Annotated in this window: 16 protein-coding genes and 2 tRNA genes; 5 read left to right on the top strand and 13 right to left on the bottom strand. The window is 60.6% G+C overall.

Going from position 1 to position 18,109, the window contains the following annotated elements:
- From ACK1VC_RS02805 to ACK1VC_RS02790, 4 genes are all read left to right on the top strand, one after another.
- Positions 1-125 (top strand): hypothetical protein (locus ACK1VC_RS02805; protein ID WP_449117842.1); only part of this gene is annotated, 125 nt, incomplete at its 5' end.
- Between the two features lie 198 nt (positions 126-323).
- Complete coding sequence (gene acs, locus ACK1VC_RS02800) at positions 324-2,258, top strand: acetate--CoA ligase (protein ID WP_016489158.1); 1,935 nt, start codon at positions 324-326, stop codon at positions 2,256-2,258.
- Positions 2,259-2,300: 42 nt separating this feature from the next.
- Positions 2,301-3,170, top strand: a complete 870-nt coding sequence (locus tag ACK1VC_RS02795) for an oxygenase MpaB family protein (protein ID WP_016489159.1) — start codon at positions 2,301-2,303, stop codon at positions 3,168-3,170.
- A 78-nt stretch (positions 3,171-3,248) separates the two neighbouring features.
- Positions 3,249-6,185 (top strand): DUF748 domain-containing protein, encoded by a 2,937-nt coding sequence (locus tag ACK1VC_RS02790; RefSeq protein ID WP_449117840.1) that lies wholly within the window; start codon positions 3,249-3,251, stop codon positions 6,183-6,185.
- Positions 6,186-6,244: 59 nt separating this feature from the next.
- Here ACK1VC_RS02790 and ACK1VC_RS02785 read toward each other — a convergent pair whose 3' ends face one another.
- Positions 6,245-6,658, bottom strand: coding sequence for a VOC family protein (locus ACK1VC_RS02785; protein WP_010955354.1), 414 nt, complete (start codon positions 6,656-6,658; stop codon positions 6,245-6,247).
- Between the two features lie 60 nt (positions 6,659-6,718).
- Here ACK1VC_RS02785 and ACK1VC_RS02780 point away from each other — a divergent pair, with 60 nt between their 5' ends.
- Positions 6,719-7,021, top strand: a complete 303-nt coding sequence (locus ACK1VC_RS02780) for a putative quinol monooxygenase (RefSeq protein WP_016489160.1) — start codon at positions 6,719-6,721, stop codon at positions 7,019-7,021.
- 77 nt (positions 7,022-7,098) lie between these two features.
- Here the strand turns inward: ACK1VC_RS02780 and ACK1VC_RS02775 are convergent, their stop codons facing one another.
- The 12 genes from ACK1VC_RS02775 to tpiA all read right to left on the bottom strand — a co-directional run bounded on the left by ACK1VC_RS02775 (position 7,099) and on the right by tpiA (position 18,048).
- Entirely contained in the window at positions 7,099-7,449 is a 351-nt protein-coding gene (locus tag ACK1VC_RS02775; RefSeq protein WP_016489161.1) for a BON domain-containing protein, read from the bottom strand.
- Between the two features lie 262 nt (positions 7,450-7,711).
- A complete protein-coding gene (gene pnp, locus ACK1VC_RS02770; RefSeq protein WP_060518476.1) occupies positions 7,712-9,817 on the bottom strand; it encodes a polyribonucleotide nucleotidyltransferase in 2,106 nt (701 codons plus the stop codon).
- A 249-nt stretch (positions 9,818-10,066) separates the two neighbouring features.
- The gene (gene rpsO / locus ACK1VC_RS02765; protein ID WP_016489163.1) at positions 10,067-10,336 is read right to left on the bottom strand and encodes a 30S ribosomal protein S15; all 270 of its coding nucleotides are present in this window, start codon (positions 10,334-10,336) and stop codon (positions 10,067-10,069) included.
- Positions 10,337-10,483: 147 nt separating this feature from the next.
- Complete coding sequence (gene truB / locus ACK1VC_RS02760; protein WP_016489164.1) at positions 10,484-11,401, bottom strand: tRNA pseudouridine(55) synthase TruB; 918 nt, start codon at positions 11,399-11,401, stop codon at positions 10,484-10,486.
- Positions 11,402-11,404: 3 nt separating this feature from the next.
- Positions 11,405-11,803 (bottom strand): 30S ribosome-binding factor RbfA, encoded by a 399-nt coding sequence (rbfA, locus tag ACK1VC_RS02755; protein WP_016489165.1) that lies wholly within the window; start codon positions 11,801-11,803, stop codon positions 11,405-11,407.
- Positions 11,804-11,919: 116 nt separating this feature from the next.
- The gene (gene infB, locus ACK1VC_RS02750) at positions 11,920-14,448 is read right to left on the bottom strand and encodes a translation initiation factor IF-2 (RefSeq protein ID WP_070086914.1); all 2,529 of its coding nucleotides are present in this window, start codon (positions 14,446-14,448) and stop codon (positions 11,920-11,922) included.
- 27 nt (positions 14,449-14,475) lie between these two features.
- Positions 14,476-15,957, bottom strand: coding sequence for a transcription termination factor NusA (gene nusA, locus ACK1VC_RS02745; protein ID WP_016489167.1), 1,482 nt, complete (start codon positions 15,955-15,957; stop codon positions 14,476-14,478).
- 59 nt (positions 15,958-16,016) lie between these two features.
- On the bottom strand, positions 16,017-16,475 hold the full coding sequence (gene rimP, locus ACK1VC_RS02740; RefSeq protein WP_060518513.1) for a ribosome maturation factor RimP: 459 nt from the start codon (positions 16,473-16,475) through the stop codon (positions 16,017-16,019).
- A 130-nt stretch (positions 16,476-16,605) separates the two neighbouring features.
- Positions 16,606-16,682, bottom strand: a tRNA-Met gene (locus ACK1VC_RS02735).
- 100 nt (positions 16,683-16,782) lie between these two features.
- Positions 16,783-16,868 (bottom strand) — tRNA-Leu (locus ACK1VC_RS02730).
- Positions 16,869-16,889: 21 nt separating this feature from the next.
- Positions 16,890-17,288 carry a preprotein translocase subunit SecG gene (gene secG, locus ACK1VC_RS02725; protein WP_016489169.1) on the bottom strand — a complete coding sequence of 133 codons (399 nt, stop codon included), beginning with the start codon at positions 17,286-17,288 and terminating at the stop codon, positions 16,890-16,892.
- A 4-nt stretch (positions 17,289-17,292) separates the two neighbouring features.
- Complete coding sequence (gene tpiA / locus ACK1VC_RS02720) at positions 17,293-18,048, bottom strand: triose-phosphate isomerase (RefSeq protein ID WP_016489170.1); 756 nt, start codon at positions 18,046-18,048, stop codon at positions 17,293-17,295.
- Positions 18,049-18,109: the final 61 nt, after the last annotated feature.

Below are 18,109 nucleotides of genomic sequence, written 5' to 3'. Positions count from 1 at the left end.
TGGAGCTGGGCAAAGAGCTGGGCAAGGGTGTGTACCAACGCCTGGTTGGCACCCTGGAAGACAGCGCCGAAGACGGTTCCACCCAAGGCCTGATCAACTACTTCCGCGGCCGTCACCGCGGGTGATCTAACGCCTGCACGGGGCTATTCGCGGGTAAACCCGTTCCCACAGGTACTGCACAAGTTCCAAGCATCGTGCGGTCCCTGTGGGAGCGGGTTCACCCGCGAAGAGGCCAGCACAGGTTGAACACCGCTCCCAGCTACACTGTCCTATCGAATAGCCGTTGCAGTCCATCGCCCCTTACAAGAGCAGGACCACCCGCCATGTTCGATATCCGCAATTACCCCCAGGCCCTGGCCGTCAGCCAGTCTGCCACCCTCACCCCCGACGACTACCGCCGCCTCTACCGCCAGTCAGTCGACGACCCTGACACCTTCTGGGCCGAACAGGCCAAGCGCCTTGACTGGGTCAAGCCCTGGTCAAGCGTGCAGCAATGCGACTTGAACACCGGCAAGGCTCGCTGGTTCGACGGCGCTCAGCTCAACGTCAGCTACAACTGCATCGACCGTCACCTGGCCCAGCGCGCAGAGCAAACCGCGCTGCTGTGGGAAGGCGACGATCCCCACGACGCCAAGGCCATCACCTACCGCGAACTGCACCGCCAGGTCTGCCGCCTGGCCAATGCGATGAAGGCCCGCGGCGTGAAAAAAGGCGACCGGGTATGCATCTACATGCCGATGATCCCCGAAGCCGCCTTCGCCATGCTCGCCTGCACCCGCATCGGTGCCATCCACTCGGTGGTGTTCGGCGGTTTCTCCCCCGACGCCCTGCGTGACCGCATCCTCGACGCCGATTGCCGCACTGTGATCACCGCCGATGAAGGCGTGCGCGGTGGCAAGCGCATCCCGCTGAAGCAGAACGTCGACAAGGCCCTGGCCAGCTGCCCCGCGGTCAGCAGCGTGTTCGTGGTACGCCGCACCGGCAGCGATGTGAGCTGGGCCGAAGGCCGCGACGTCTGGTACCACGAGGTGACCGACAAAGCCGGCGACGACTGCCCACCCGAGCCGATGGAGGCCGAAGACCCGCTGTTCATCCTCTACACCTCCGGCAGCACCGGCAAACCCAAAGGCGTGCTGCACACCACCGGCGGCTACCTGCTGCAGGCGACGATGACCTTCAAGGTAGTGTTCGATTACCGCGACGGCGAGGTGTTCTGGTGCACCGCCGACGTAGGCTGGGTTACCGGCCACAGCTACATCGTCTATGGCCCGCTGGCCAATGGCGCGATCTCGCTGATGTTCGAAGGCGTGCCCAACTACCCGGACACCTCGCGCTTCTGGCAAGTGGTGGACAAGCATCAGGTGAACATCTTCTACACCGCACCGACCGCCCTGCGCGCACTGATGCGCGAGGGGTCCGCACCGCTGCAGGGCACTTCGCGCAAAAGCCTGCGCCTGCTGGGCAGCGTCGGCGAGCCGATCAACCCCGAAGCTTGGGAATGGTATTTCGAGGAAGTGGGGCAAAAACGCTGCCCCATCGTCGATACCTGGTGGCAGACCGAAACTGGGGGCATCATGCTCACCCCGCTTCCCGGCTCGCAATCGCTCAAGCCCGGCTGCGCCACTCAGCCCATGTTCGGCGTGCAACCGGCACTGCTGGACGAAAAAGGCCAGCTGATCGAAGGCCCCGGCGCTGGCCTGCTGGTCATCAAGGCCAGCTGGCCTGGCCAGATCCGCAGCGTCTATGGCGACCACCAGCGCATGGTCGACACTTACTTCAAGCCCATGCCCGGCTATTACTTCACCGGCGACGGAGCCCGCCGCGATGCCGATGGCGACTACTGGATCACCGGGCGCATCGATGATGTGATCAACGTGTCAGGGCACCGCATCGGCACCGCTGAAGTGGAAAGCGCGCTGGTGCTGCATGACCGCGTCGCCGAGGCAGCGGTGGTCGGTTACCCTCACGACCTGAAGGGCCAGGGCGTGTACGCCTTCGTCACGCCCATGAATGGCGTGACCCCGGACGATGCGCTCAAGGCCGAGCTGCTGGCCCTGGTCAGCAAGGAAATCGGCAGTTTCGCCAAGCCCGAGCTAATTCAGTGGGCGCCCGCATTGCCCAAGACCCGCTCAGGCAAGATCATGCGGCGTATACTGCGCAAAATCGCCTGCAACGAGCTGGACAACCTTGGCGATACCTCGACCCTGGCCGACCCCAGCGTGGTACAGGGCCTGATCGATAAACGCCTCAACCAGTAACCGGCGGCCACTGTCCATGGCCGCCCTGAACCTCAGGTCGCCATGGAAGCCCTTCGTCGCCGCATCGAAACCCAGGTCATGAGCCTCACCGGGCTGGCCCTCGGCCAGCTCGACCTGGAATCGCCCAAGGGTGACCCGGGCCTGTTCGGCCCGCACAGCATCAGCTGGCAGGTACATGGCGACTTCCCCAGCATGCTGGTCGGTGGCATCAGCGCGCTGATGCTGCAGCTGCTGCATCCGCTGGCCCTGGCCGGCGTGTGGGACCACTCCAATTTCCGTGAAGACCTGCTCGGCCGCCTGCGCCGCACCAGCCAGTTCATTTCCGGTACCACCTTTGGTGCCACCGGCGATGCCGAATGGCTGATCGACAAGGTGCGCACCATTCACCTGCAGGTCACCGGCACGGCACCGGACGGCCGCCCCTACGCAGCCAGCGATCCGGACCTGCTGACCTGGGTGCATGTGGCGGAGGTCAGCAGTTTCCTCGCCGCCCACCTGCGTTATCGCAACCCGCACCTGCCGCGCACCGAGCAGGATGCCTATTACAACGAAATCGCCCTGATCGCCGAGCGCCTTGGCGCCCGTGACGTGCCACGTTCGTGTCAGCAGGTCGAAGACTACCTGCAACGCATGCGCCCGCAGCTGCATTGCGATACGCGCAGCCATGAAGTCATACAGATCCTGCTCGACGCCCCTGCCCCCAGCCGCCTGGCACAGCCAGTTGGCAAGCTGATGCTGCACGCCGGTATCGACCTGCTGCCGGGCTGGGCACAGGCCATGCTCGGCCTGCAGCACGGAGCCTTGCAACAGCGCCTGATTCGCCTGGGCCTGCAACGCACCGCACCGGTACTGCGCTGGGCCATGCGCGACGGCTCGGCGCATCGGGCCAAACGGCGCATGGGCATCGAATGAGGCCAAGTGGTCGCGCCTGCGGAACTGATTTAACGTGCCATACTCCAAGCACTCCTGCTTAGACAGACGAAGCGACACATGTACAAAGGACTGAGTCGCGCCGCCGGCGCAATCGTGGCCCTGGTAGCCCTCTATAGCCTGCTCGGCTTCCTCATTCTTCCTGGTGTCGCGCTGCGCGTCGCCAACCAGCAGTTGGCCCAGTACGCCACCGTGCCGGCCCACCTCGAACGGATCGAACTCAACCCCTTCAGCCTTGAGCTGACGCTGTGGGGCCTGCAGATCGGCGAGCCGGGCAAGGAGCAGGTCGGTTTCGAGCGTCTGTACGCTAACGTTTCGCTCGACAGCCTGTGGACCAAAGCCCTGCATGTGCAAGCGGTGGAGCTGGACAAACCACGCAACGAGGTGCTGTTCGCCAAGGACGGTGCCCTCAACCTCACCGGGTTGTTCAAGCTGCCAGCCAGTGAGGCCAAACCCGACGAGCCGCCCAGCGACCCGTTCCCGCTACGCATTGGCAGCATCAAGCTGGTCGATGGCTACCTGCACTTCGAGGACCTGCGCCCCAGCGAGCCAATCGAGTTTCTCTACGACAACATGAACCTGGAGCTGAAAAACCTCAGCACCCTGCCCAACGACAATGCCGACATGACGCTGGTGGCCAACGGCCCCAATGGTGGCCGGATCGACTGGAAAGGTACCCTGAGCCTGTCGCCGATCGCTTCCGAAGGCACACTGAAGGTTACCGACGCCAAGATGAAGCTGTTCTGGCCCTACGTGCGCGATGCCGTGCCACTGGTGCTGGAAGATGGCGTGCTCAGCCTTGATGCGCATTACACGCTCAACCTCGCCAAACAGACCGAGCTGCTGCTGGATAACGTGTCGGTGCGCATCGCGCCGTTCGCCATCAAGGCACCGGATGGCCGCCCGTTGGCGCGCCTGGCCAGCCTGGACGTGAGCGAAACCTCCGTCGATCTGGTCAAGCAACGGGTCAGTGTCGGCAAGATCCGCAGCGAAAAACTGGAAACCTGGGCAGCGCTGGAAAAAGACGGCCAGCTCGACTGGCAGAAGCTGTTCGCCAGCCAACCGGCCAAGGCCACGCCAAAGGAAAAAGCCGAGCCCGCTGCCGCCGAGCCTACGCCTGAAGAGAAAGCTGCCAAGGAGCCAGGCAAACCTTGGCAAGTGCTGCTCAAGGACGTGCAACTGCGCAACTACCTGGTGCACCTGGCAGACCGCAGCCAGAAAGAACCGGTAGCCTTGGACATTGGCCCGCTCAACGCCGACCTGCAAGGTTTCGACAGCCTCAACCAGTCACCCTTCACGCTTAAGCTCGACACCGGCGTAGGCAGGCAAGGCAAGCTGCAGGCGGCCGGCCAGGTCAACCTGGCGCCGATATGGGCCAAGCTGGATGTGAGCACCCGCGACATCGACCTGCGTGTGGCACAGGCCTATATCAACCCGTTCATCCTGCTGGAGCTGCGCAGCGGCATGCTCGCCAGCGACCTCAAGGTCGACCTGAAGAACACCGCGCCACTGGCTTTCACTATTACCGGCAAAGCGCAGGTCAACCAGTTGCATACCCTGGACACCATCAAGAGCCGCGACTTCGTTAAATGGCAGCAGGTGAATGTCGACGGCTTGTCCTACGTGCACGGCGATGCGCTGTCGATCGACAAGGTCACCCTGCTGCAGCCGTATGCGCGTTTCATCATCAACGAAGACCGCACCACCAACGTCAATGACCTGCTGGTCCCGCAACCGGCCGGCGCCCCGGCGAGCAGCCATGCCAAGCCGGCCTCGGCCAGCAACGAAAAGCCCCTGGGCATCCACATCGGCCAGATCGATATCAATGATGGCTCGGCCAACTTCGCAGACCTGTCGCTCACCCCAAACTTCGCCACTGCCGTTCAACAGCTCAACGGCCAGATCGGCACCATCGACAACCGCAAGCCGCTGCCGGCCAAGGTTGACGTCAAGGGCAAGGTCGACCGTTACGCACCGGTGACCATCAAGGGCGCACTCAACCCGTTCAACCCATTGGCGAGCCTGGACATCGCCACCAGCTTCAAACGGGTCGAGCTGACCACGTTGACGCCCTATTCCGGCAAGTTTGCCGGCTTCCGCATCCGCAAGGGCCGGCTCAACCTCGACCTGCACTACCTGATTACCAACGGCCAGCTCAAGGCCGAGAACAAGGTAGTGGTGGAGCAGCTGCAACTGGGCGAAAAAGTCGACAGCCCGGACGCCGTAGACCTGCCGATCCGCCTGGCAGTGGCACTGCTGAAGGATACCGAGGGCAAGATCTCGATCGAGCTGCCGGTGACGGGTGACCTCAACAACCCGCAATTCAGCGTAATGCCGATTGTGTGGCAAACACTGCGCAACCTGGTACTGCGCGCGGCGCAGGCACCGTTCAAGTTCATTGGTGGGCTGATTACCGGCGGGGGCTCGCAAGACCTGGGTAACGTGGCGTTTGCCCCAGGCTCCAGCGAACTCTCTGGCGATGCCCAGTCGTCACTGGACAAGCTGGCTGCGGCGCTGAAAGAGCGCCCCGAACTGCGCCTGGAAATCGAAGGCACCAGCGCCCAGGCCAGCGACGGCCCACTGATCGCCCAGCAACGCCTGGAGCGCGAGTACCAGTCCACCTGGTACAAGATCCTGCAGCGCCGCGGTGACAAAGTGCCGGCCAATGCTTCGATGCTGGTGGTCGACGAGAGCGACAAACCGGCAATGCTTGAAGGCATCTACCGCACCCGTCTGAAACAGCAGCCGCCTGCCGAATGGGAGCAACTGGGCCGCGAAGAACGCACCACCAGGCTACGCGAGGCAGTGATCAAGTCGTGGGCCGAAAGCACCGCCCTGCTGCGCACACTGGGCCAGGAGCGGGCCAGCAGCATCAAGGATTACCTGGTGGACAAGGGCAAGCTGGAAGATGACCGGGTGTATTTCATCGATACCAGCCTGGGCCAGCCTGAAAGCGATGGGCGGGTGGTGACGCCGATGCATCTGGATGCCGAGTAAACCCCTCTAGCAGGCTTGGCCGCTTCGCGGGCGCGCCCGCGAAGAGGCCGGCACAGGCTTCAGACCAACCGCTGCCCCGACACCGCCGGGTGGTACAGCGGCTGCACCTTGTTCCCCGCCGGGTCCAGCAAGTGGAAGCTGCGCGCCCCGTCACCATGGTTGAACGGCCGGTCGAGCAAGGTCACGCCATGGGCCTTGAAGTATTGGTACCACGCTTCCAGCTCCTCCACGCTGTCCACAATGAACCCATAGTGATCCAGAGTCTGCAGCCCATTGGCCGCCCCCGCCCCACGCCCCAACGAAAGGTTGTCGTTGCCGCAGGTGAGGTACACCAGGTCTTCATTGGCGCGGTTCAGTACTTCCATCCCCAGCACATCGACGTAGAAGCGCTCGCATTCCTCCAGGTTGGGTACCAGCAAGGCGATATGGCGCAGGCCATTCAGGCGGCCAGGACGTGCGGGCAATTCAGACATTGGCGGAGCTCCATTTTTGTATACAATTCATAATTGAATTTAAAACAAAAGGAGCGACTTGTGTATAGCCTGTTCATCAAGACCCGTGTAAAGCCTGGTTGCGCGGAGGCCTTTCTGGCAGCGATCAAGGTCAATGCCGCCGCTTCCGTCGCCAGCGAGCCAGGCTGCCTGGTGTTCGATGTGTCGCAGGACCGGGTCGACCCAGAGCTTATTTACCTGTACGAAATCTATCGCGACGATGCCGCGTATGAAGCCCATACCCAGACCGCGCACTTTCGCGACAGCCGCCCACTGGTAGAACCGCTGATCGCCGAGCAGGAATGCTTCGAAAGCGATGTGATCGCACGCAACCCGGTGTACTAGCAGGCATGAAAAAGCCCCGGCTCACGCCGGGGCTTTATGTGTAAGTGGCCAAATCCGTTTGGCCGACGGGACAATCCTTATTCGGCTTTCAGGCCATCGGCCGAAACGGCCTTCACGCCTTTGATTTTCTTGGTGATAGCAATCGCCATTTCTTTCTGCGATTCGGTCACGGCGGTGGTCGACGACAGCGACACGACGCCTTTGTTGGTTTCAACCTTGATGTCGGAACCCGGGATGCCTTTCTCAGTCAGCAGGTCCGATTTGACCTTGGTGGTGATCCAGGTATCGGAAGTGGCTTCCTTGGCTTTGGTCACCTCACCGGCCGCAAGCGTCATCGGGGCCTGGGTGGACTGTTGGGCGAATGCCGCGTTAGCCATGGTCAGGGTCAGAGCGGTAGCAGTAGCGGCAGCAATGGCGAACTTCTTCATGTGGGTCACTCCTGTTTTTCGAAAGGTCTGCGCCGTATGTCCTGGCGGCAGGTATGAAGGTAGTTGCATGGGCTGTGCCAGCTTTCCCGCTTCGCTTGTTCCCTTTAAAATCAACAAGTTAGCTAATTGCTATCAAGCTCAATGTCGTGCATTTTGCAATCAGCGCGGTAAACCTGCATGCAAGATGCAAGTCCGCAAAAGGTTCCCGTACCCCATGAAAAAAGGGCCCCGAAGGGCCCTTTCTGTGTAGCGTGGCAGTCGCTTAGACGCCCGAGGCCTTGGCCGCGGCAACGTCTTTGATCGATAGCTTGATACGGCCGCGGTTGTCCACGTCCAATACCAGTACTTCGACTTCCTGGCCTTCTTTCAGGATGTCGGTGACTTTCTCGACGCGAGCATCGCTCAGCATGGAGATGTGCACCAGGCCGTCCTTGCCAGGCAGGATGTTGACGAAGGCGCCGAAGTCGACGATACGCTCAACCTTGCCGACGTAGATCTTGCCGATTTCGGCCTCGGCGGTGATGCCCAGGATGCGCTGCTTGGCAGCCTCTGCCGCTTCCTTGGTTTCGCCAAAGATCTTGATCGAGCCGTCGTCTTCGATGTCGATCGAAGCCTTGGTCTCTTCACAGATGGCACGAATGGTGGCGCCGCCTTTACCGATGACGTCACGGATCTTGTCGGTGTCGATCTTCATCGCGATCATGGTCGGGGCGTTGGCCGACAGCTCGGTACGCGACTGACCAATGATCTGGTTCATCTGGCCGAGGATGTTCAGGCGCGCTTCCAGGGCCTGGCCCAGGGCGATTTCCATGATCTCTTCGGTGATGCCGTTGATCTTGATGTCCATCTGCAGCGCGGTCACGCCTTTGGCGGTACCGGCTACCTTGAAGTCCATGTCGCCCAGGTGGTCTTCATCACCCAGGATGTCGGTCAGAACGGCGAACTTCTCGCCTTCCTTGACCAGGCCCATGGCGATACCGGCAACCGGTGCCTTCATCGGCACACCCGCGTCCATCAGCGCCAGGGAAGCGCCACAGACCGACGCCATGGAGCTGGAACCGTTGGACTCGGTGATTTCCGAAACGACGCGAATGGTGTACGGGAACACGTCAGCGGCCGGCAGCATGGCCTGCACCGAACGACGAGCCAGACGACCGTGACCGATTTCGCGACGGCCAGCACCACCCATACGGCCACACTCACCTACCGAGAACGGCGGGAAGTTGTAGTGCAGCATGAACGGGTCTTTTTTCTCGCCTTCGAGGGTATCCAGCAGCTGTGCGTCACGGGCAGTACCCAGGGTCGCAACGACCAGTGCCTGAGTCTCGCCACGGGTGAACAGCGCCGAACCGTGGGTCTTCGGCAGAACACCTACTTCGATGTTAAGCGGACGAACGGTCTTGGTGTCGCGGCCATCGATACGCGGTTTGCCGTTAACGATGTTTTCGCGAACGGTGCGGTATTCGATTTCGCCGAAGATTTCTTTTACTTCGGCAGCCGAAGGCTGGCCTTCTTCACCGGAGAACTTGGCGATGGCCTGATCACGCAGCTCGCCCAGGCGCGCATAGCGGTCAGCCTTGACGGTGATGGTGTAGCCCTGCGAAACCGCTTCGCCGAACTCGGCGCGGATAGCGTTGAACAGCTCGGTGTTGGCAACGGCAGGTTTCCAGTCCCAGGTTGGCTTGCCAGCTTCGGCAGCCAGCTCTTTGACAGCCTGGATAACAGCCTGGAATTCGTCGTGGGCGAACAGTACGGCACCCAGCATCTGGTCTTCGGTCAGCTCTTGAGCTTCCGATTCAACCATCAGTACGGCGTCGGAGGTACCGGCAACGACCATGTCCAGGCTCGAGGCAGCCAGTTGCTCGTAGGTCGGGTTCAGCAGGTAGCCGGTGCTCTCGTGGAAGGCAACGCGGGCGGCGCCGATCGGGCCTTCGAACGGAATACCGGAAATGGCCAGGGCAGCCGAGGTACCGATCATCGCGGCGATGTCCGGGTCGGTCTTCTTGCTGGTGGAAACCACGGTGCAGACGACCTGCACTTCGTTCATGAAGCCTTCCGGGAACAGCGGACGGATCGGACGGTCGATCAGGCGCGAGGTCAGGGTCTCTTTCTCGGAAGGACGGCCTTCACGCTTGAAGAAGCCACCCGGGATCTTGCCGGCGGCGTAGGTCTTTTCCTGGTAGTGAACCGACAGCGGGAAGAAACCCTTGCCTGGATCAGCCTGTTTGGCACCTACCACGGTCACCAGCACGGTGACGTCGTTGTCGACGGTAACCAGCACGGCGCCGGTTGCCTGACGGGCAATACGGCCCGTTTCGAGAGTAACGGTCGACTGACCGAACTGGAATGTCTTGATTACCGGGTTCACGGTTTCCTACCTTTTTCAGTGGCTCTTGGGGGAACTGGTTTCTTGCGAATGTGTGGGCAGAACGGGGAATCGGCCCCATTGACCGTCCAGATACAACACGAGGCTGGGAGCCTGGTTGAAGAGCGCAAAGCGCTCCACTTCACCAGGCTGCCAACCTCGGAGATACGCATGGCATGCCCATAGACAACGCTGCCAGGCAGCGCTGCCAATGCATGAGACACGCCATGCACACCACTGACCAGGCCGCTATTAGCGACGCAGGCCCAGGCGACCGATCAGGGCGCTGTAACGAGTGGTGTCTTTGCCCTTCAGGTAGTCCAGCAGCTTACGACGCTGGTTTACCATGCGGATCAGGCCACGACGCGAGTGGTGGTCTTTACCGTTGGCCTTGAAGTGGCCTTGCAGCTTGTTGATGTTCGCGGTCAGCAGAGCAACCTGAACTTCCGGGCTACCAGTGTCGCCAGCAGCTTGCTGGTAGTCGGTAACGATTTGAGCTTTTTCTTCAACGCTGAGGGCCATTTGGCTTCTCCTGATAACGGATCCCGCAAGCGGGGTCCAATAGGCCAGGGACAAATCCCTGTATTAATAAGAAAGGTGTGACCGTGCCTACTGACAGCCACCCTTGATTCCGTAGGGCTCGGCCGAAGCCTCACCCCGCGGTTTCGGTCATTCCGACCGAATCAGCCGACGCGGCGCAATACGCCCGTCTTCGCTCACTTCACCGATACCGATGAAGCGCGCATTGTGATCCTGTACCCGGACCATGCCAAACTGTGGCGCGTCCGGCGCGCGTACTGCCTGCCCATGCAGCCAGTAGAACGCACTGTGCTCGGACAGGCACACCATGGGCCAGTCCTGCAGACCGCTGTCCGAGGGCATCAGGAAGCGATCGAGCGCTTCGTTGCCACCTTCGGCATGGGCCTGTTCGAGCGCTTCGAGCGTGACCGTCTGTGCCAGCGCAAAGGGCCCGGCCTGGGTCCTGCGCAGCTCGGCGACATAGGCGCCGCAACCAAGGGCCTCGCCGATATCCTCCACCAGGGTGCGGATATAGGTGCCTTTGCTGCATCCTACGCTCAGCCGTGCACGGGTGCCTTCACACTCCAGCAACTCCAAGCGGTTAATAGTAACAGAACGCGCCTCGCGCTCCACTACCTCTCCTGCACGCGCCAGCTTGTAAAGTGGCTGGCCGTCACGCTTGAGCGCCGAGTACATCGGCGGTATCTGGCTGATAGGGCCACGAAATCGTGGCAGTACTGCCTCGATGTCGGCACGACCAACGGTCACCTCGCGGGTCTGCAGCACCTCACCTTCGGCATCGCCGGTGTTGGTAGTCTGCCCCATCTGCATGACGGTTTCGTAGCCCTTGTCGGAATCGAGCAGGTACTGCGAAAACTTGGTCGCCTCGCCAAAGCACAGTGGCAGCACGCCGGTTGCCAGCGGGTCGAGGCTGCCAGTATGGCCGGCCTTTTCCGCGTTGAGCAGCCAGCGCACCTTTTGCAGGGCGGCGTTGGACGTAAAGCCCAAAGGCTTGTCGAGCAGGATGATGCCGCTGACATTGCGGCGGATACGTTTGACCTGGGCCACCGCTTACTCCTTGGTGTCCAGCTCGTCGGTATCCTTGTGCAGGCGGTCTTCGGCCACTGCACGCTCGATCAGCGCCGACAGGTGCACACCGCGGCTGACGCTTTCATCGAAGTGGAAGTGCAGCTGCGGCACGCTGCGCAGTTGCATCGAGCGGCCAAGGTGCAGACGCAGGAAGCTGGCAGCACTGTTCAGTGCCTTCAACGACTGCTTCACGGCATCTGGCGTTTCCTCGCCCATGACGGTGATGAACACCTTGGCATGGCCCAGGTCACGGCTGACGTCCACGGCGGTGATGGTAACCAGACCGACACGTGGATCCTTGACTTCGCGACGGATCAGCTCGGCCAGCTCGCGCTGCATCTGATCGCCGATACGTTGGGTACGGCTGTATTCTTTGGCCATTTTTGCTACCTGTAACTTAAAGCGGCAAACGCCCGGTCAGACCAATGCCTGACCGGGCGCTACCTGAAGAGGTGCCGCAAACCGCCCTGTAGCGGAGGTTTGCGGCTTGCTCGCCCTTAAAGGGTACGAGCCACCTGGACTTTCTCGAAGACTTCGATCTTGTCACCGACCTTGACGTCGTTGTAGCTCTTGACGCCAATACCGCACTCCATGCCGCTACGCACTTCGGCGGCGTCGTCCTTGAAGCGACGCAGCGATTCCAGCTCGCCTTCGAAGATAACCACGTCTTCGCGCAGAACGCGGATCGGACGGTTACGGTACACGGTACCTTCGATGACCATACAGCCAGCGATGGCGCCGAACTTCGGCGAACGGAACACGTCACGCACTTCGGCGACACCCAGGATGTTCTCGCGAACATCGCTGCCGAGCATGCCGGTCAGGGCCTTCTTGACGTCTTCGATGATGTCGTAGATCACGTTGTAGTAACGCATATCCAGACCTTCCTGCTCGACGATCTTGCGCGCGCCGGCATCGGCACGCACGTTGAAGCCGAACAGTACTGCATTCGAAGCCAGCGCCAGGTTGGCGTCGCTTTCGGTGATACCACCAACACCACCACCGATCACGCGCACCTGGACTTCGTCGTTGCCCAGGCCGGCGAGCGACCCGTTCAACGCTTCCAGGGAACCACGCACATCGGTCTTGAGGACGATGTTGAGGGTCTTCTTCTCTTCCTGACCCATGGTCTCGAAGATGTTTTCCAGCTTGCCCGCATGAGCACGGGCCAGCTTGACCTCACGGTATTTGCCTTGACGGAACATGGCAACTTCGCGGGCTTTCTTCTCGTCAGCAACCACGGACAGCTCGTCACCGGCTTCCGGAGTACCGTCCAGGCCGAGGATCTCGACCGGGATAGACGGGCCGGCTTCCTTCACAGGCTTGCCGTTCTCGTCCAGCATGGCACGCACGCGGCCATAGTTGGAGCCGCACAGCACCATGTCGCCCTGACGCAGGGTACCGTCCTGAACCAGGATGGTGGCCACTGGGCCACGGCCCTTGTCCAGGCGCGATTCGACGACCACGCCACGACCTGGAGCGGTCGGGGTTGCGGTCAGCTCGAGGATCTCGGCCTGCAGCAGGACGGCTTCGAGCAGTTCGTCGACGCCGGTACCCATCTTCGCCGAAACCTTGACGAATGGAGTGTCACCACCCCAGTCCTCGGAAGTAACACCTTCGACAGACAGTTCGTTGCGGATGCGATCGAGGTCAGCACCTGGCTTGTCGATCTTGTTCACCGCAACTACCAACGGAACGCCAGCTGCCTTGGCATGCTGAACGGCTTCGCGGGTTTGTGGCATCACGCCGTCGTCCGCTGCCACCACCAGGATGACGATGTCGGTCGCCTTGGCACCGCGTGCACGCATCTGGGTGAAAGCTGCGTGGCCCGGGGTGTCGAGGAAGGTGACCATGCCACGATCGGTTTCCACGTGGTAGGCACCGATGTGCTGGGTGATACCACCGGCTTCGCCAGCGGCAACCTTGGCACGACGGATGTAGTCGAGCAGCGAGGTCTTACCATGGTCAACGTGCCCCATGACAGTGACCACCGGCGCACGCGACTCGGTCTGGCCTTCGAATTTCAGCGATTCGGCCAGGGAGTCTTCCAGGGCGGTATCGCTGACCAGGGTGACCTTGTGACCCAGCTCTTCTGCGATCAGCTGAGCGGTTTCCTGGTCGAGCACCTGGTTGATGGTAACCGGGGTGCCCATCTTGAACATGAACTTGACGACTTCAGCGCCCTTGACGGACATCTGGTTGGCCAGTTCGGAAACCGTGATGGTCTCGCCGATGGTCACGTCACGGATGACGGGGCCGGTCGGGTTCTGGAAACCATGCTGGTTACGCTTCTTCAGCTTGCCCTTGCCACCACGGCCGCGACGAGCGCCATCGCTCTCTTCGTCGGTGGTACGCGGAGCAGCACGCGGAGTCGGCGCCTTTTCCTTTTCCTTGACCTTGACCTTGATCGACACACGAGGCGCCTCGCCACGACGACGGTCGTCATCACGGGTGCGGCTTTCGTTGCGACGGGTCTCGTCCTTCTTGCGCTCGGCAGCACGGGCTGCAGCGTCTTCGGAGGCCGGGGCGTCGGCGACTACCGGGGCCGGGGCAGCGGCAGGTGCCGGCTCTGGCTTGGCGGCAGGCGCAGGGGCGGCTACAGCAGAGTTGGCTGCCTGACGGCGAGCCTGATCTTCGTTGCGCTGGCGAACATCGGCGTCAACCTTGTCGCGAGCGGCGTTTTCAGCCGCGCGGCGCTCTTCCACTTCACGCTTCTGCTCAGCCTGGATTTCTTCCGGGCTGCGCTGCACGAATACTTTCTTCTTGCGTACTTCTACGCTGATGCTCTTGCTACCGGCGACACGCAGGGTGCTGGTGGTTTTGCGCTGCAAGGTAATCTTGCGCGGTTCTTCCGCCTTGCTCTTGTGGCTGCTCTTCAAATGAGTCAACAGGGTCTGCTTCTCATTGTCGGTCACTACCTGACCGGCGTCGGTGTGCGGCAGACCTGCCTCACGCATCTGCTGCAGCAGGCGCTCTACCGGTGCCTCGACCTCTTGGGCCAGTTCTTTCACCGTGACTTGCGTCATGCACTTCTCTCCTCAGGCCGCGCCTAATTACTCGAACCAATGGGCTCGGGCGGCCATGATCAACTTGCCGGCACGCTCTTCGTCGATGCCGTCGATGTCGAGCAGATCGTCGATCGACTGCTCGGCCAGGTCTTCGCGGTTAACCACGCCGCGCACCGCCAGTTCAGCCGCCAGGTCTTTGTCCATACCCTCAAGAGAGAGCAGGTCTTCGGCCGGGTGGGCGTCTGCCAGTTTTTCTTCGGTAGCGATGGCCTTGGTCAACAAACGGTCCTTGGCTCGAGCGCGGAGCTCATTGACGATATCTTCGTCAAAGCCATCGATGTTGAGCATTTCTTCCAACGGTACGTAGGCAATTTCTTCGAGGCTGGTAAAGCCTTCGTCGACCAGCACTTGGGCCAGCTCCTCGTCGACTTCCAGCTCATCAATGAAATTGCGCAGGATGTCACCGGTTTCGGCCTGCTGCTTGGCCTGAATGTCCTTCTCGGTCATCACGTTCAGCGTCCAGCCGGTCAACTGACTGGCAAGACGAACGTTCTGACCGCCACGACCAATGGCCTGGGCCAGGTTATCCTCGGCGACGGCGATGTCCATGGCATGGGCATCTTCATCAACGATGATCGCCGCGACTTCAGCCGGCGACATGGCGTTGATGACGAACTGCGCCGGGTTATCGTCCCAGAGGACGATATCCACACGCTCACCACCCAACTCCCCGGATACAGCTTGGACGCGCGAACCACGCATGCCGATACAGGCGCCTTGCGGGTCGATGCGCTTGTCCTTGGAGCGGACGGCGATCTTGGCTCGCGAACCCGGATCACGGGAGGCAGCCATGACTTCAATGAGGCCCTCGGCAATTTCCGGCACTTCAATGCGGAAAAGCTCGATCAGCATCTGTGGCGCGGTGCGCGACAGGATCAGCTGAGGACCACGGTTTTCAGTGCGAATCTCCTTGAGCAGTGCACGCAGGCGCACACCCACACGGAAGGTTTCGCGCGGAATGATATCTTCGCGGGCCAGCAAGGCCTCGGCGTTGTTGCCCAGGTCAACGATGACGTTGTCGCGGGTAACCTTTTTGACGGTACCGGAAATGATCTCGCCTACGCGTTCGCGGTAGGCATCGACCACCTGGGCACGCTCGGCCTCACGGACCTTCTGCACGATGACCTGCTTGGCGGTCTGGGCGGCGATACGACCGAACTCGATGGACTCGATCTTCTCCTCGATCACGTCACCAATCTTGGCTTCCGGATGAGTGTCCTTGATCTTGTCCAACCAGGTTTCGATCGCCGGGTCGTCAAGATCGGCTTCGTCGACCACGGTCCAGCGACGGAAGGTCTCGTAGCTACCGGTGTGGCGGTTGATTTCCACACGCAGATCAACTTCGTCTTCAAAACGTTTTTTGGTCGCAGTGGCCAGGGCCACCTCCAGCGCTTCGAAAATGACGCCGGGCGGTACACCTTTTTCGTTGGATACCGATTCAACAACCAGCAGTACTTCTTTGCTCATCGTACGCCTCGCCTTGCGCAAGCCATTGGGCCCGGATAGTCCGCCGGGCCCGGCACGTCTCAGTCAAAACTGGGAATAATATTGGCCTTGTCGATCGAGTCGATCGGCAACAGGAACTCCTGATTGTCCACCTGGACAACCACATCCTGCTCCTCCACACCGCGGAGAAGGCCCTGGAAGTTACGACGACCCTCGAAGGGTGAGCGCAGCTTGATCTTCACTTGTTCGCCGGCATGCGAGGCAAACTGTTCCAGAGTGAACAGTGGGCGATCCATGCCTGGAGAAGACACCTCGAGGGTGTACTCACTGCTGATTGGATCTTCCACATCGAGAATGGCGCTGACCTGACGACTGACCGCTTCGCAGTCCTCCACCAGGATGCCGCCGTCTTTGTCGATGTAGATGCGCAGTACCGAATGCTTACCCTGGGAAACGAACTCGATCCCCCAGCACTGATAGCCCAGACCCTCGACAACCGGGGCCAACAAGGCCTGCAACTGTTCTAGCTTGCTCGACACCTGAACCCCCTCGTGCATGCTGTGCAAATAAAAAATGGGCAAAGCGCCCATCCCTGAAAGCGCCGTTGGACAACGACGCCGAAAACTGTTCGGTTAGCAAAAAGCCCCTGAAAAGGGGCTCCGCTGAAGCTGGTTGCGGGGGCTGGATTTGAACCAACGACCTTCGGGTTATGAGCCCGACGAGCTACCAAGCTGCTCCACCCCGCGACAAAGCTGGGGCGAAAGTATAAGACCGAACCCTGTTAAGGGTCAAATCCAAACGTTCACCTACAAGAAAGCCCGCTAAAGCGGGCTCTCAAGCTTCAATTGGTACCGAGAAGGGGACTCGAACCCCTACACCCTATGGGCACAACCACCTCAAGGTTGCGTGTCTACCAATTCCACCACCTCGGCAATATTACTACTTGAAACCCGTTACTTCTGCTCTTGAGCCGGAGGAGGTACATCACCAGTGTTATTGGTGGTTTCGCTCTTCTGCTGTTGGAGCACCGGTACATCATCATTAACTGCCGGTTTTTGCGGCTCTTTCACTTCTAGCACTGCTGGATCTGGAAGACCTGCTTGGCTAAGCTGGTGAGCTTGTTGCTTCGCGAAGTATCCTAACCCAAGTGCTGTCAAAAAGAAAGTGGCAGCGAGTATAGCAGTGAATTTACTTAGGAACGTTGCAGAGCCTTGGCTCCCGAACACGGTGTTTGAAGCACCCGCGCCGAAAGATGCACCTGCTTCCGCACCCTTACCCTGTTGCAACAGAACCAGCACTACAAGCGACAGCGCTGCCAACAGATGAAAAACAACGATGACTGTTTCCAGCATTTGTTCAGTTTCCTGCGGCGCGACAAATTGCACCGAATTCGTCTGCGTTCAGGGAAGCCCCACCAATGAGACCCCCATCGATATCCGGCATGCCGAACAGTTCGGCCGCATTGGCCGCCTTCACGCTGCCGCCGTAGAGCAACTGCACCTTCGCAGCTACTTCAGCATCTTCTGCCGCCAGCTGGCTGCGGATGGCGGCGTGCACATCCTGGGCCTGCTGTGGCGTGGCCGTGAGGCCGGTGCCGATGGCCCATACAGGCTCATAGGCAATTACTGCATTGGCAAAAGCCTTAACACCGAATGCCTCGATGATACTGCTTAGTTGACGCCCGACAACTTCAAGCGTTTTGCCAGCCTCGCGCTCTTCAAGGGTTTCCCCTATGCAAAGCACTGGCTTCAAACCTTTGGCCTGGGCCGCTGCAAACTTGCGATTGAGCACTTCGTCGGTTTCACCAATGATCTGGCGACGCTCCGAATGGCCAACCAACACCAACTTGCAACCTGCCTCGACCAGCTGCTCCGGAGCAACTTCCCCGGTCAGCGCACCCTGTTCGGGTTGTACAGCAGAATTCTGTGCACCGACAGTAATTTCTTTACCCGCCAGGCCATCGATCACTTGATTGATGAACAGGGCCGATGGAAACACTGCGACTTCCACTTCGCTCGGCAAGGCGAGATTGCTCAAGCCTTCGGTCAGCTCAGCGACGCTAGCGCGGGTACCGTGCATCTTCCAGTTACCAGCTACCATAGGGCGACGCATGCTTTACCTCGTCGGTCAAAGTGGGCGCAGATCTTACCCAACCAGATCTGCGCTGGCAAGC

This window comes from Pseudomonas sp. XP2 (assembly GCF_053557975.1).
This window is presented reverse-complemented; position numbering and strand designations above follow the sequence as displayed.

Bases quoted from the DNA above. Each gene is read 5' to 3' on its own strand.
- ACK1VC_RS02775 (WP_016489161.1), bottom strand. From the start codon at position 7,449: ATGAAGAAGTTCGCCATTGCTGCCGCTACTGCTACCGCTCTGACCCTG.
- nusA (WP_016489167.1), bottom strand. From the start codon at position 15,957: ATGAGCAAAGAAGTACTGCTGGTTGTTGAATCGGTATCCAACGAAAAA.
- acs (WP_016489158.1), top strand. From the start codon at position 324: ATGTTCGATATCCGCAATTACCCCCAGGCCCTGGCCGTCAGCCAGTCT.
- rbfA (WP_016489165.1), bottom strand. From the start codon at position 11,803: ATGGCCAAAGAATACAGCCGTACCCAACGTATCGGCGATCAGATGCAG.
- ACK1VC_RS02785 (WP_010955354.1), bottom strand. From the start codon at position 6,658: ATGTCTGAATTGCCCGCACGTCCTGGCCGCCTGAATGGCCTGCGCCAT.
- secG (WP_016489169.1), bottom strand. From the start codon at position 17,288: ATGCTGGAAACAGTCATCGTTGTTTTTCATCTGTTGGCAGCGCTGTCG.
- ACK1VC_RS02790 (WP_449117840.1), top strand. From the start codon at position 3,249: ATGTACAAAGGACTGAGTCGCGCCGCCGGCGCAATCGTGGCCCTGGTA.
- rpsO (WP_016489163.1), bottom strand. From the start codon at position 10,336: ATGGCCCTCAGCGTTGAAGAAAAAGCTCAAATCGTTACCGACTACCAG.
- tpiA (WP_016489170.1), bottom strand. From the start codon at position 18,048: ATGCGTCGCCCTATGGTAGCTGGTAACTGGAAGATGCACGGTACCCGC.
- infB (WP_070086914.1), bottom strand. From the start codon at position 14,448: ATGACGCAAGTCACGGTGAAAGAACTGGCCCAAGAGGTCGAGGCACCG.
- ACK1VC_RS02795 (WP_016489159.1), top strand. From the start codon at position 2,301: ATGGAAGCCCTTCGTCGCCGCATCGAAACCCAGGTCATGAGCCTCACC.